Source organism: Chloroflexus sp. (assembly GCF_034435895.1).
Lineage (GTDB): Bacteria > Chloroflexota > Chloroflexia > Chloroflexales > Chloroflexaceae > Chloroflexus.
Map to the genome: position 1 here is coordinate 1 of NZ_DAOTWH010000204.1, position 13280 is coordinate 13280.

At 58.2% G+C, this 13280-nt stretch carries 12 protein-coding genes; 9 read left to right on the forward strand and 3 right to left on the reverse strand.

All coding sequences use genetic code 11. The features are described from left to right. From U9R81_RS12070 to U9R81_RS12090, 5 genes are all read left to right on the forward strand, one after another. The coding region (locus U9R81_RS12070) for a hypothetical protein (RefSeq protein ID WP_322495699.1) at positions 1-184 on the forward strand (184 nt) is incomplete at its 5' end. 183 nt (positions 185-367) lie between these two features. Further along, a complete protein-coding gene (locus U9R81_RS12075) occupies positions 368-1528 on the forward strand; it encodes an amino acid ABC transporter substrate-binding protein (protein WP_322495700.1) in 1161 nt (386 codons plus the stop codon). 182 nt (positions 1529-1710) lie between these two features. Further along, a complete protein-coding gene (locus U9R81_RS12080; protein WP_322495701.1) occupies positions 1711-2913 on the forward strand; it encodes an ABC transporter permease subunit in 1203 nt (400 codons plus the stop codon). Positions 2914-2923: 10 nt separating this feature from the next. Further along, positions 2924-4156, forward strand: a complete 1233-nt coding sequence (locus tag U9R81_RS12085) for an amino acid ABC transporter permease (RefSeq protein ID WP_322495702.1) — start codon at positions 2924-2926, stop codon at positions 4154-4156. 18 nt (positions 4157-4174) lie between these two features. After that, positions 4175-4924 carry an amino acid ABC transporter ATP-binding protein gene (locus U9R81_RS12090; RefSeq protein ID WP_066788766.1) on the forward strand — a complete coding sequence of 250 codons (750 nt, stop codon included), beginning with the start codon at positions 4175-4177 and terminating at the stop codon, positions 4922-4924. 34 nt (positions 4925-4958) lie between these two features. Here U9R81_RS12090 and U9R81_RS12095 read toward each other — a convergent pair whose 3' ends face one another. Continuing rightward, entirely contained in the window at positions 4959-6185 is a 1227-nt protein-coding gene (locus U9R81_RS12095; RefSeq protein ID WP_322495703.1) for a glycosyltransferase family 4 protein, read from the reverse strand. A 32-nt stretch (positions 6186-6217) separates the two neighbouring features. Continuing rightward, the gene (locus tag U9R81_RS12100) at positions 6218-6775 is read right to left on the reverse strand and encodes a hypothetical protein (RefSeq protein ID WP_322495704.1); all 558 of its coding nucleotides are present in this window, start codon (positions 6773-6775) and stop codon (positions 6218-6220) included. A gap of 46 nt (positions 6776-6821) precedes the next feature. Between U9R81_RS12100 and pdxH the strand changes: the two genes are divergently transcribed. The 3 genes from pdxH to U9R81_RS12115 all read left to right on the forward strand — a co-directional run bounded on the left by pdxH (position 6822) and on the right by U9R81_RS12115 (position 8574). Then, complete coding sequence (gene pdxH / locus U9R81_RS12105; RefSeq protein ID WP_416180960.1) at positions 6822-7460, forward strand: pyridoxamine 5'-phosphate oxidase; 639 nt, start codon at positions 6822-6824, stop codon at positions 7458-7460. Positions 7461-7597: 137 nt separating this feature from the next. Continuing rightward, a complete protein-coding gene (locus U9R81_RS12110) occupies positions 7598-8023 on the forward strand; it encodes a polymer-forming cytoskeletal protein (RefSeq protein WP_322495706.1) in 426 nt (141 codons plus the stop codon). 128 nt (positions 8024-8151) lie between these two features. Beyond that, complete coding sequence (locus U9R81_RS12115) at positions 8152-8574, forward strand: septum formation initiator family protein (RefSeq protein ID WP_322495707.1); 423 nt, start codon at positions 8152-8154, stop codon at positions 8572-8574. A gap of 64 nt (positions 8575-8638) precedes the next feature. Here U9R81_RS12115 and U9R81_RS12120 read toward each other — a convergent pair whose 3' ends face one another. Continuing rightward, complete coding sequence (locus U9R81_RS12120; protein ID WP_322495708.1) at positions 8639-12091, reverse strand: AAA family ATPase; 3453 nt, start codon at positions 12089-12091, stop codon at positions 8639-8641. 301 nt (positions 12092-12392) lie between these two features. On the opposite strand from U9R81_RS12120, the gene U9R81_RS12125 reads away from it, so the two are divergent. Beyond that, a partial coding sequence (locus U9R81_RS12125) for a pseudouridine synthase (protein ID WP_322495709.1) occupies positions 12393-13280 on the forward strand: 888 nt, incomplete at its 3' end.

The window sequence follows — 13280 nt, forward strand, 5'->3', positions numbered from 1 at the left end:
ACCGCCGAAATGGGTGCCCCGGCGCGGCGCGATCATCGGCACGCCGCACGGCGGTGCGGCTCCCGGTCGATGCCGGCGCGCAGTTGATGACGGTCACGCAACCGGTCGCGCCACCGCCGAAATGGGTGCCCCGGCGCGGCGCAGGTTGGCCACATACATGTCGCCTGATCCTGTGCAACCCTGAAACGATTTGCACACTCTGGCGAATCATGGTATTATTCTCGTGATCCGAATGACATGAAGTCAATCCAGCGCAATGATGCCGCGTGGGGCAAGTTCGCCTCGTTATCCAAAGGGACCGCACGGTTCGCAGCGCCGGAAAGTCCGGCGTGATCGCGTAACCGTATCAGATTGAATAGGAGAGGACATGCGCAAACACATCACCTTGGTTCTGGCCGGATTGCTCAGCTTGATCTTGGCTGCGTGCGGCGGCCAAGCCCAGCAAGCACCCACGACTGCGCCAGCCCAGCCGGCTACCACCGCGCCTGAACAACCGACTGCTGCGCCAGCTCCCACGGTTGCCCCCGCTGCTACTTCAGCTCCGGCCGGTGGCACGCCTGCCCAGCCTGCGACTGGCGGCCTGATCGAGCGGATCTTGGCCCGCGGCAGCTTGATCTGCGGAGTTAACAACAACCCGCTGCCCGGTTTCGCCGCTGTCGATTCAGCCGGTGTCTATCGCGGATTCGACATTGATTTCTGCCGTGCTGTGGCTGCCGCGCTCTTCGACGATCCGAACAAAGTCGAATTTCGCCCGCTCAGCGCCCAAGAGCGCTTTACCGCATTGCAGAGCGGCGAAATTGACGTGCTGATTCGCAATAGCACGTGGACGCTGGGCCGCGATGGCAATCTTGGCCTTGACTGGGCTCCGACCACGTTCTACGACGGTCAAGGTATGATGGTGCGCAAAGATAGCGGCATCGAGACGCTGGAAGACATGAATGGTGCGACCATCTGCGTGCAGACGGGTACGACCACTGAGTTGAACTTGGCCGACCAGTTCCGCGCCCGCGGTCTAACCTTTACGCCGGTGGTTTTCCCTGATGGTGATGCAACCCGCGCCGCTTACGACTCTGGCCAGTGCGATGGATTCACGACGGACAAGTCGGGTCTGATTTCGAGCTTGACCTTGCTCAGCAACCCAGCCGATCACAAGATCCTCGCAGTAACGATGTCGAAGGAGCCGCTTGGCCCGGCGGTCAAGCAGGGTGATCCGCAGTGGTTCGATGCAGTGCGCTGGGTTGTCTTCGCGACCTTCCAAGCGGAAGAGTATGGCATCACCTCCAAGAATGTGGATGAGTTCTTGAAGAGTGACGTACCGGAGATCCGCCGCTTCCTCGGCATTGAGGGCGAGCTGGCGAAGGGAATCGGTTTGCCGAACGATTTTGCGGTGCGCATCGTTCGCCATGTGGGCAATTACGCCGAGATTTACGATCGCAACCTTGGCCCCGATACGCCCTTCAACCTGCCCCGTGGCCTGAATGCGCTCTACACCAATGGCGGTCTGCTCTACTCGCCGCCCTTCCGCTAAGCTGTAGGCGGTTTGCGGCGGTTTATGCGCGGATAGGTTTGCTGAAGTGCGAATGAGAGGGGCGACGCAATACGTCGCCCCTTATTATAAAGGAAAACAATATTTTGTATTGTTAAATCTAAAAATTTGTTATAAGTTCTTTTTACCCTTTTTGCAAGATTTCATCGTTTAAGGAGTAGCTTATGGCGGCTGGATCTCCACCACTTCCTTCGAGTAAAGTATCGATTCCTTTTTATCGTGATACTCGCATTATTGCGATTATTGTGCAAATCGTCTTTGTAATCGCGGTTGCAGCGCTCCTCTGGTATCTCTACTCAAATATGATGAATGGGCTGCGGCAGGCCAATCTATTGCCAACATTCTCCTTCTTATCGGTTCCCGCCAGTTTCCCGATTGCTGAAAGCGTGATTCCGTATGATCCCTCGATGACATACGGGCGCGCCTTCTTAGTGGGGATTTTGAATACGGTGCGGGTAGCGGTGATCGGCATTATCTTGGCGACGATTTTGGGTCTCATCCTCGGCATTGCCCGCCTTTCCGATAATTGGCTATTGCGCAATGTGGCGCTGGTCTATGTGGAAATTGTGCGCAATGTGCCATTGCTCTTGCAATTGATCTTCTGGTTTTCATTGACCCGGCTTTTTCCGCGCATTCAAGAAAGTATCGATATCGGCGGTCTGCTCTATCTGCATAACCGCGGCGTAACGTTGGCATGGCCGCAGGCGGCCAGTGATTTTGATGCATGGATGCTCTGGGTGTACGGTGGGATTGTCTGCGGTGTCATTTACTATGTGATCCGCCGCATCCAGTTTGCTCGCCGCGACCGGCCCGGCGTGGCGATGCCGCAAGCTTTTTTGATAGCCGCGTGTGTGGCCCTGATCGGTTTCTTTACAACCTATTTCGCCTACGGCGCATGGCCGGTAAGTCTCTCCATTCCTGAATTGCAGCGGTTTAATTTCGTGGGAGGCATTACTGTAACTAGTAGTTTTGCTGCGCTGTTGGTGGGGTTGGTGCTTTATACGGCAGTGTTTATCGGTGAAATTGTGCGTAGCGGTATTTTGGCGGTTAGCAAGGGCCAGCGCGAGGCCGCGCGCGCGCTTGGTTTGACTCCCGGCCAAACCATGCGGCTGGTGATTCTGCCGCAGGCGCTGCGAGTGATCATTCCGCCGCTGACCAGCCAGTACCTGAATCTGACCAAAAACAGCAGTCTGGCTGTGGCCGTGGCGTATCCCGATCTGTTCTACGTTGCGAATACCATTAATAACCAAACCGGTCAGGCGGTGCCGGTCATTTTGATGTTGATGGCGAGTTACCTCTCGGTCAGTTTGCTGACCTCGCTGTTTATGAACTGGTACAACCGCCGTATCCAAATTGTCGAGCGCTAAGGAGACGCCTGTGGCTACTGAAGTCAGTCGTCCAACTTCCCGCCGCGCGCCGCGCCAGCAAATCGGTTTGGTCGAATGGTTGCGCAAGAATCTGTTCTCGACGTGGTATAACGTCATTATCACGGTGGTGTTGCTTTACGTCATTTTTCAAACGGTAACGAGTTTTGTTGCGTGGATGATCACCGCTCCGGGCTGGCCGGCAGCGTTTACCAATATTAAGCTGTTACTCACGTGGACCTATCCGGTCGAGCAGCTCTGGCGTCCACAGACGGCAATGGCGCTTGTGCTGTTGTTGCTTGGTCTGAGTTCAGGGTTGTGGGGCGGCATCGTGCGTATGGTGGCGGTCGGGGCGGCTGTCGTGAGTGTTGGGTTAGGGTTGGCTGCTTTTACCTTTCCCGACCTGCCCGGCCAGACCTCGCTGCCCGGTTGGCTGTTTCTGTTCATATGCGCCGGATTGCTGATCGGCGGCGATCAAGCGGCTCGCTTGGCCGGCAAAGCGTTGCTTTGGCCGTTGATTGTCGCGTGGTTGCTGTCGTATCCGGCAGTCATTCTCATCTTGCGCGGCGGCCTTGGTTTGCCGGTGGTTGAGACAAAGCTGTGGGGCGGTTTGATGCTGACGCTGATCCTTGCGATCAGCGGCATCGTGTTGTCGTTCCCGCTTGGCGTGTTGCTGGCGTTGGGCCGGCGCAGCTCGTTGCCGGTCATCCGCACCTTTTGCGTCCTCTATATCGAGCTGATTCGCGGCGTGCCGTTAGTCACGGTGTTGTTTATGGGTGCGCTGTTGCTGCCGCTCTTCCTTCCCGGCGGCGAGAGCATTGATGCGCTGGTGCGCGCCATTGTCGCAGTGACGCTCTTTAGCGCGGCGTATCTGGCCGAGAATGTGCGTGGCGGGTTGCAGGCGATCCCGAAAGGACAGGTTGAGGCGGCGCGCGCGCTGGGGCTGAATGTCGTGCAGACGACACTGCTGATTACGCTGCCGCAGGCGCTGCGCGCGGTGGTGCCAGTGCTGGTCGGCCAGTTCATCTCGTTGTTCAAAGATACCTCGCTGGTTGTGATCATCGGTCTCGTCGATCTGCTCGGTGCAGCGCAAAATATCGTCGGCCAACCCCAGTGGCTTGGCACTCCCGGCGGTGTCTGGCGCGAGACGTTTCTGGTTATTGCTGCCATCTATTGGCTGTTTAGCTTTACGATGTCGCGCATCAGCAAGCGGATTGAGGATCAGATTGCGCGCAGCCGGTATTAAAAGCGAAGGATGTGATATATGAGCGGAAACGGCAGTAATGAACCAATTATCATCTGCGAAAACGTCAATAAATGGTACGGTAATTTCCATGCCTTGAAGGATGTGAGCCTGCGGGTGAAACGCGGTGAAGTGGTTGTGATCTGCGGCCCTTCCGGCAGCGGCAAGAGCACTTTCATCCGTACCATCAATCGGCTTGAAGAACATCAGGAGGGGCGGATTATCGTTGACGGCATTGAAATGACCAACGATATTCGCAATATCGATGCCATCCGCCGCGAAGTGGGCATGGTGTTCCAGCAGTTTAACCTCTTTCCCCACCTCACGGTCTTGCAGAATATTACGCTGGCCCCGATTTGGGTGCGCAAGAAAACCCGCAAAGAGGCAGAGGCGAAGGCGTTTGAACTGCTCGAACGAGTGGGAATTCGCGAGCAGGCTCATAAATACCCCGGCCAACTGTCCGGCGGTCAGCAGCAGCGGGTGGCGATTGCGCGCGCATTGGCGATGGAGCCGCGCATCATGCTGTTCGACGAGCCGACCTCGGCGCTTGACCCTGAAATGGTGAAAGAGGTGCTTGATGTGATGAAGACGCTGGCCCGCAGCGGGATGACGATGCTCTGTGTGACCCACGAAATGGGGTTTGCTCGCGAAGTGTCTGACCGGATCGTCTTTATGGATCAAGGCCAGATTGTCGAGGAGGGCACTCCCGACCAGTTCTTCACCAATCCGCGCAACGAACGCACCAAGCTGTTCCTCAGCCAGATTTTGTGACCGGGTGGGGCGCGTATCCGTGCGCCCCGCACGCTCATTCGTCATCGCCGTCGTCTTCGCCTTGGCGGCGGGCAATGGCGGCAGCATAGATCGCCTCAATCGCAATTGCGGCCCGTTCCCACGATAATTCGGCCACGGCCCGCGCTCGCGCTCCGGCAGCGCGCTCGGCGGCTAGTTCGCGGTTGGTCAGCGCCAGCTCGAGCTGGGCGGCGAAATCTGCAGCGTTGCCTAGTTTGGCGTAGAAACCGTACGGCCCCAGAATCTCGCGGTTGACTGGCGTGTCAAAGGCAACGGTGGGCAACCCCATCGCCATATAGTTGCCGATCTTGCCGTTGCCTTCGGTCAAGCTCATTTTGGGCGCGACCGCCACCTCGCCGAGGGCCAGATAACTGTGCAAATCGCGGTAGATGATCCGCCCCGGCAAGGTGACGTGATCGGCGATGCCTAAGCTAGCAGCGAGGTTGCGGTAGCTCTGCGGATCAGGGTGGCCCATAATCAAAAAGTGCAAATCAGGGTGGCGCTGGCACACCTGCTGGGCTACTTCGAGTAGCAGATTGGTGCCTTGGTAAGGCGCTAGCAGGCCGATATACACGACAATCCGGCGATCAGGCGGGATGCCCAATTGCGCGCGCAGTTCGGCGCGCTGGGCAGCCCATGCTGGCGAGCCATCGTAGGGGCGAAAGCGTTCGGTATCGACGCCATCGGCAATCGTAAAGAGGCGTTCTTCCGGCACCGAGCGATCGCGGCGCAGCAGATTGGCTGCGTTATGGGTCGAGGTCATAACCGCGTCGGCAGTGCGGTTCAGCATCCGTTCAAGCCGGGCCAATGGCACAAAGAGCGGGTTGGTGCGCCGGATGAAGCCGTGGTCGAGCATTTCGCTGGTCATACTGCCTTGATAGTCGAGGATTAAGGGCCGGTTGAGCAGGCGTTGCAGCGGCAACCCGATCGCAGCGGCTTCGTGGGTGTGGGCATGGATGATGTCAGGGCGAATGCGCAAGGCGGTGCGCAAGGCGCGCCACCCCAACCCTACGTCGAGGTAGAGTTTGTGGCGTGATGAACCGACGACAGCGCGTTTGATCCACGGCACATCCCATGAGCGGTAGATAGTAATACCCGGAATGTCATCGCCATTGTGGTACGTGACCAGCACAATCCGGTGGCCGCGGCGTTGCAAAGCGCGGATCTCTTCCAAAATCCGCACGTGGTTGCCGTAGTCGGAAAAGAAGCTGGTCGAGGCAATCATTAAAATGGTGTATGGCATGGCAGTACGTGGCGCTAGCCAAGAATAGCCGCTTACCGGGCGGCGCTGGCGCGCCGTTGCACGGCAAGGTGCAACGGCGGCCCGGCTGGCGGAATCGCGCCAGCCAGAATCGCTTCATAATGGAGTTCGGGATACGGCAGCCCCAATTGGCTGATCCATTCTTCGGGCAATGGATCGGGATCAAAGGTGAGATGAACGACGCCGCGCTCGCCGTAGAAGGTGGTTTCGACGGCTTCAAACCGCTCTTCGCAGACGGTGTCGCCTTGGTACACGCCGCGCGCCCAACTGACGCTATTGCCGCCGACTTCAATCCAGACACTACGGGTATGCAGCCGGGCCGCCAATCCGCGGGCAAGGTTCCGGTCGGCAAAATAGCGAGGATCTTCCCAAATAGTTACCCACCCTTTGGTCGAGGGGGCAATAAAAAAGTGGCGATAGCGTTTATCAGGTATCATAATAATGCCGCTGATCGCGCTCGGCGGGAGGTCAACCGCAATCCATCCCTGTTCGGCAAGGATCGCTGCCAGTGCCGTCGCAACGGCGGTATGATCAGAATGGGCAACGTAAATCGCGGCGCTGTTGTTCATCATCGGCGCTATTGTATGATAGCCATCGTTCCTGCGCAACTGGAGTGCATTGATGAATCTGGCCGAATTACGTAAGGAATACACGCAACGCGGCTTATCAGAAAGCGAAGCGGACGCCGACCCGATTGCTCAGTTTACCCGCTGGCTGCGCGAAGCGGCTGAGGCTGGCCTCATCGAACCAAACGCGATGACGCTAGCGACGATTGATCCTGATGGACGACCCTCGGCGCGGATGGTCTTGCTCAAAGGCGTTGATGAACGTGGTTTCGTCTTCTTCACCAACTACGAAAGCCGCAAAGGACGCGCGTTGGCAGCGCATCCGGCAGTGGCATTGGTCTTTTACTGGCCGGAACTCGAACGTCAAGTGCGGGTTGAAGGCTACGCCGAGCCAATCAGCGTCGAGGAATCGGATGCCTACTACGCTACGCGTCCGCTCGAAAGCCGGATCGGTGCGTGGGCCTCGCCCCAGAGCCGGCCTATTGCCAACCGCGCCGAACTCGAGCAGCGCATTGCCGAGGTGACAGCTCGGTTTGCCGGGCAAGAACCGCCACGCCCGCCCTTTTGGGGTGGGTATCGGGTCTGCCCCGATCGGATTGAGTTTTGGCAAGGGCGGCCATCGCGCCTACATGACCGGCTCTGTTATACCCGCACCGCTGCCGGTTGGCGGCGCGAGCGGCTGGCGCCATAATTAGCCGTTGCCCCGGCTGGCAGTATCGTTTATAATGGCAGCAACGATTTCCCGATCACGATCGGGCAATTTTCCGGCCTCTCACTACAAATGCTTGTAGATACAGGTGGCCGGCTATGTGGAGGAGGATCGCACGCATGTTTGGTTCGAACCGCAAATCCGCGCAACCGCAACCGATGGTCAATGGCCGGCCAGAGACGGTGATCGGAGCCAATACTCGCTTTGTCGGCACCTTGAATGCCGAGGGTAATGTCCGCATCGATGGCGCTGTGGAAGGCGATATTGAGGTTATCGGCAATCTGATCATTGGTGAAACGGGGCGGGTGATTGCGACAATAAAGGCGCGGAATGTGCATGTGTCAGGCGCGGTGAAAGGCCAAATTACCGCGCTGGAACAATTGGAAATCTCGCCGACCGGTAAGGTCTGGGGTGATATTACCACTGCTGCCTTGCATATTGAACCGGGTGGTATCTTCCGCGGCCAGAGCTCGATGACAACCAATATCGAAGAGCCGTTGCTGTTGGAAGCGCCCCGCGAATCGCGGTCATCATCTGAATCGTAACCGTTTGCGGTTGATGACGCGCGGGAAAGTATCGCTGAGCATTCCCGCGCAAATACCTTCGTATGCCACGCTATCGCCAATCCCCGTCACCTGTAACTCTCATAACTGGCCTCCGGCGCAGTTGGGCGATGCTGCGTGGCCGGGTGCGGCGCTGGCTGGCGGTGACGTTTCCCGGCGGCGGGCGCACGCTAATCTCGTTGGCGCTGATTGCGCTGCTGCTGATTATGACCGGCGGGATGGCGGTGAATCTGGTGAATCAAATCGTCATTGCGCGCCATCTTGAGCGTGAGTTGGCGGCTGCCAGCGCCCAAGTGGCCGGTTTACAGGCGACAACGCAGTCGCTGAAGGCGCGGCTTGAGTACGAACGCTCGGATGCCGCGGCAGAAGAGTGGGCTCGCGCGCTAGGGTTGGCCCGTGAGGGTGATATCGTGATTGTGCCCGAACGGGTGCCGGAGGTTGCGCCAGCTACGGCACCAGTGGCAACCCCGTCTCCCGTCCCGTTGCCGCCGCCGCCTAACTGGCAGCGTTGGTGGCAGGCATTCTTTCCGTAGGGTGATGTCTAAGATGCCGGACGAACGCTATGCTTGGTCATAGCGTAATCTTGTCGCGCCATCTTCAATCCTCTGTGCTATTATCCTGTTGCTCCAACTCGCTGACGATCCCTTCCAGTTGGTTCACGAGCGCTATTTCGAGAATGGCGATGCGTGAGCTGCCGGCAATGGCGATAGCTTGCCAAATCAGGCGGTGCGCCGTCTCGCCATCTTGACGGTTCGCGTGTAAGAGCGCCTGTGTGCGCAACCCCAACACCTGCCCATAGCGATCGCCGATCGAGCGCGCAATGTGTAACGCCTGCTGCAATTGGCGCTTGGCTTCATCGAGCTGGTTGCCGTCCAGCATCGTGTGGCACAGCCCGATCAACGCGCGATTTTCGACGATCCAATCATTGGCCGCGTGGGCAAGCTCGTTGGCCCGCTGAAAGCGCTGGTGCGCCTGTTGAAACGCGCCCATCTCAAAGAGGATCCAGCCTTGCAGTTCGTGGCTCTGCGCAGCGGTGTTCGCGGTGGACATGAGGGTTGCGAGTGCGTGATCCGGTGCTGGTTTGCGTACCAACGTCGCGCATAGCCGGTCGACCCGTTGGAGGTGGGTGAGGGCTTCCCGCGCTTGACGCTTAAGCGCCAAGCGTTGAGCGGTGATGAGCCAGATGTTGGCCTGCAACAGACGACTGAGCACAGCGTTGCTTTGATTGAGCCGGTCGACTTGCAATTGGGCATAGGCGAGATGAGCATCGAAGAGGTGCAAGGCCCCGCTAATGAGGATGTGGCGCAGATGCAATACTGCCGCAATAGCAGTGATGCTCGGTTGCTGGCGCTCACGTAACAAGCTTTGCAAGAGCGCAAAATCCTCGCTCTGGTACAGATGATTGCCGGTGCGATCGTTGAGCAACATCCGCAAGGCAAGGAGTTCGGCGCGGCGTTCGTCATAGCCCGGCAACCCAATCCCCTGTTCGAGATAGCGCAACGCACTGTTGAACAGAGAACGGCGCGCACTGATCAAGGCAGCCTGCTGGCAATACTCAATGACCTCTGGCCATAGTTCGGCGCGCAGCGCATGGTGGATAATGACATCGTATACGGCGAGCGGAGCTTCGCGCTGGGCAAGTTCAGCATGATAGGTGGTGGCATACCACTGGTAAATAGCTTGATGCAATTCGCGCCGTTGCGCAAAGAGCAGGCTGGTGTAGGCTGCTTCATGCGCGATCCCGAAGCTAAAGCGGTATACCGGCTCTGGATCAGCCATCTCGGTTTCAAGCAACTGATCGTGTACGAGTAATTCAATATCGTGACGCAATTCGGTTTCACTCAGCCGTGCGGGATGGATGTGATGCAGCAAGCGCAACGGGAAGCTACGCCCGATGACCGCAGCGACTTTGCAGGTCAAGCGCGTGCGTTCATCCATCTGATCGATCCGCGCTTGCACAATACCAATTGCCGAGCTGGAGAGTTGGACATGCGGCAGCGGGCCGAGCAGGCGCGCCTCATCTTGTTCGATCGCAATCAGCCCCTTTTGCAACAAGAGCCGCACATATTCTTTGATGAAGAGCGGTTGTCCCGTCGCGTAGCGTTCGAGATGCTGGAGGAGACGAGGGTCAATCGTGCGCACTCCGATCAGTTCGCAGATGAGGTTTGCCCGGTCAGCGACTGGCAGCCGTTCGAGCAGGTGATGGGTGGTGAATGGGAGTTGGCGCAAGGTTTGGGCAAACGGCACGAGATGGTCGGGCAAAGGGCGATATGAGAGTACGACTAACAATGGGAGATGCGGCGTCAGCACCTCGATGATCTCGCGGAGCAGCAGCAATGAATCGGGATCGGCCCAATGGACATCCTCAAGAATGATCAAGATGGGTTCGCGTTTCAGCCGGTTTAACAGTAGTTCGACCACTAATGGGGCAAGGTCGATCAGCTTGGCTGGCGGCGGAAACCCTTCCACGTCGAGCAGCCGCGCTAGCGCAGCTATCTGATGGGGCATAGCCGTTGGCAACTCGGTCAATGCCTGTTGCAAGCGCGCGCGACGCACATACATCGGCGCATAATCGTCAATGTCGCATAACTCGCCAACAATCGCGCGCCAAGGGTGCAGGGGCCGTTCTTGAGTGCCGCTGTGACATTCGCCACGAAAACCGTGATACCCGCGCTTGAGCCATTCCAAGCTAAGGTAGTACAACAAGGTCGATTTGCCAATCCCCGTCTCGCCCTCGATCAGCAAGATATTGCTGTGATGGGTTGATCGATCAATAACCTGATCGATCATCATCTTTTCTCGGTCACGCCCGATCAGAGTGACATGCGTGGGCAGCGCGGCGCGCAACGTATGCGAACCGGATTCGTCGGTGCGTATGCGATCGGAAAGCACCTTGGCTACGGGAATATTGCGATCGTACCCCTTAATGCTCATAAGTTGCGGCGGACTGGTGCGGTAACGGCCAATCGTATCTTGCCGCACCCGCCCTGAGATCAGAATCTCGCCATGGGCGGCAAGTTCCATGAGACGTGCGGCAAGATTCATGTCTTCGCCTTGGGCGGTGTATACGCGGCGGAGCCGGCTGCCGACTTCACCTACAAAGAGCGAGCCGACGGTAATGCCTGCTTTCCGGATCACCCCCCGGTCGCGTAATTCAAGCGCGCAGCCGATGGCGCGGCTCGTGTCGTCGCCATGCGCGACCGGCGCGCCAAAGAGAAAGACCATGACGGCGCCTTTGTTCCCAACTTCAATCTCGTTCAACCACCCGCCCCACCGCATCGCAACTGATTGCGCTTGCATCACTAACGGTTGCAGGTCGATCGGGTTTTCAGGCAGATCAAAGGCGGCAAAGACCGGCACACAACGGCGATATTCGGCCACGAGCGTGTTGAGGCGGAGACGACTGGCAAAGCTCGGCGGCAGAAAGTGTTCCCACGTCAAGATGGGGGTCTCGATCGGTGGCTGATACTCGATCACTGGTGCAGGCTGGCTATTCGTTATAAGCAATTGCACTTCGCCCGGTTGCGCTTGTTGTTCAGCCAGACTCGCTGCATTGATCGGTTGGCCGATCAAGACGGGATGGATGCCTTGATTTGGGATGCCCACCAAGGCGAGATAGACCGGCCCGACGCTGACCCCAACGCGCAATTCGAGATTGTACGGCCCGTGAGGCGTTATGATGGGGTTAAGGGCGGCGATGGCATTATGCAAGGCATAGCCGCAGTGAATAGCGAGCGCGGGATCATCGACGTTGGGCCACCATGCGGTGAAGGCGTCGCCGGCGATATGGATGACGTCACCGCCATTGGCGGCGATGGTCGCAATCATGGTCTCGAAGTAGTTGCGCAAAATACTGTGCAGCCGCTCGGCTCCGTCAGGGAGGGTGGCGAAGGTGGCGGTCAAGCGGGTAAATCCGCTCAGATCGGTGTAAAGGATGGTTGCTTGGTAGGTCTGCACTTGCGCCGGACGGAGCATCCCGGCGCCAAGCGCGTTGCGCAAGGCTGCGGGTACATAGGGCCGAAAGAGTTGGCTGGAGGTTTGCTGTTCCATTGGCAGGGGTGGCTTGTTGGTTGTCCGATTCTATTGTACCCTGACTCAGGTGGCGAAAATCGGTATGGTATACTGTCAAACGATGGTTGATATCATTTCTTGCAACCATCGGCGGCAAGAGCTGATTTGTTTCGCTGCATCGCGCGAATGCTGCTTATAGTCTGGGCAGCGCGTTTCCCAATATGTTCGGCATCCTTTCCTGTCTTGCCCGAACGGCGACCGATTCGCGACGGGACAGTGGTGAGCGTTTGGTGAAGAACGTTATTTACAGAGTGGTTTGGATAAGAAAGAAAGGCTATCTGTGAGTCCTGAACGATTGCAAAAAGTATTGGCTAGCGCCGGTATCGCCTCACGCCGCGATTGTGAAGAGTTGATCGCCGCGGGACGGGTGATGGTGAATGGCCGGGTGGTCACCGTGCCCGGTACGCGCGTCGATCTTGACCATGACGAGGTGTTGGTTGATGGGCAGCCCCTGCGGATGCCAGCCAAACGCACCTACATTATGCTCCACAAACCGGCTGGGGTGGTTTCGACGGCGGAAGACACCCACGGTCGCCCAACAGTTGTCGATCTGGTTGATGTGCCGGCGCGCGTCTTTCCGGTTGGCCGGCTCGATCTCGATAGTGAAGGGTTGATTCTCCTTACCGATGATGGCGAGCTGGCTTATGCGCTAACCCATCCGAGCTTTGAGGTTGAAAAAGAGTATCGGGTCTTGTTAGATCGGGCCTTAACGCCTGAGGCGCTGCGGAGTTGGCGGAATGGCGTGTTGCTCGATGGCGAGATGACGGCCCCGGCATGGGTTGAGTTGATTGGTACCGTTCCAGAGGGGGTGTGGGTGCGGATTGTGTTGCGTGAGGGGCGTAAACGCCAGATTCGCGCGGTAGCGAAGCTCTTGGGCTATGAGGTGTTGCGCCTGATCCGGGTGCGTGAAGGTGAGTTGGATCTCGGTGATTTGCCGCCGCGCGCATGGCGGCAATTGACCGATGAAGAGGTCGCTGCGCTTCGTGCCCACATTCCCACCCGCCGGTTGTTGCCGGAACGTCCTAGCGAACCTTCACCAGCGGCGCGGCGCGGGAGTGGCTCAGCAGAGACTGTGCCCGAATCACCCGTTGCGCCAGAACGCTCCTCGCGTGCGCCGAGGGGCGAGCGTGGTGACGAGCGTGCGCCGCGCCGGAGTGAGGAGCGGGGG

Excerpts from the sequence above, each read along its gene's own strand:
- U9R81_RS12075 (WP_322495700.1), top strand. The coding sequence starts at position 368 with ATGCGCAAACACATCACCTTGGTTCTGGCCGGATTGCTCAGCTTGATC.
- U9R81_RS12080 (WP_322495701.1), top strand. The coding sequence starts at position 1,711 with ATGGCGGCTGGATCTCCACCACTTCCTTCGAGTAAAGTATCGATTCCT.
- U9R81_RS12090 (WP_066788766.1), top strand. The coding sequence starts at position 4,175 with ATGAGCGGAAACGGCAGTAATGAACCAATTATCATCTGCGAAAACGTC.
- U9R81_RS12095 (WP_322495703.1), bottom strand. The coding sequence starts at position 6,185 with ATGCCATACACCATTTTAATGATTGCCTCGACCAGCTTCTTTTCCGAC.
- U9R81_RS12100 (WP_322495704.1), bottom strand. The coding sequence starts at position 6,775 with ATGATGAACAACAGCGCCGCGATTTACGTTGCCCATTCTGATCATACC.
- U9R81_RS12110 (WP_322495706.1), top strand. The coding sequence starts at position 7,598 with ATGTTTGGTTCGAACCGCAAATCCGCGCAACCGCAACCGATGGTCAAT.
- U9R81_RS12115 (WP_322495707.1), top strand. The coding sequence starts at position 8,152 with ATGCTGCGTGGCCGGGTGCGGCGCTGGCTGGCGGTGACGTTTCCCGGC.
- U9R81_RS12120 (WP_322495708.1), bottom strand. The coding sequence starts at position 12,091 with ATGGAACAGCAAACCTCCAGCCAACTCTTTCGGCCCTATGTACCCGCA.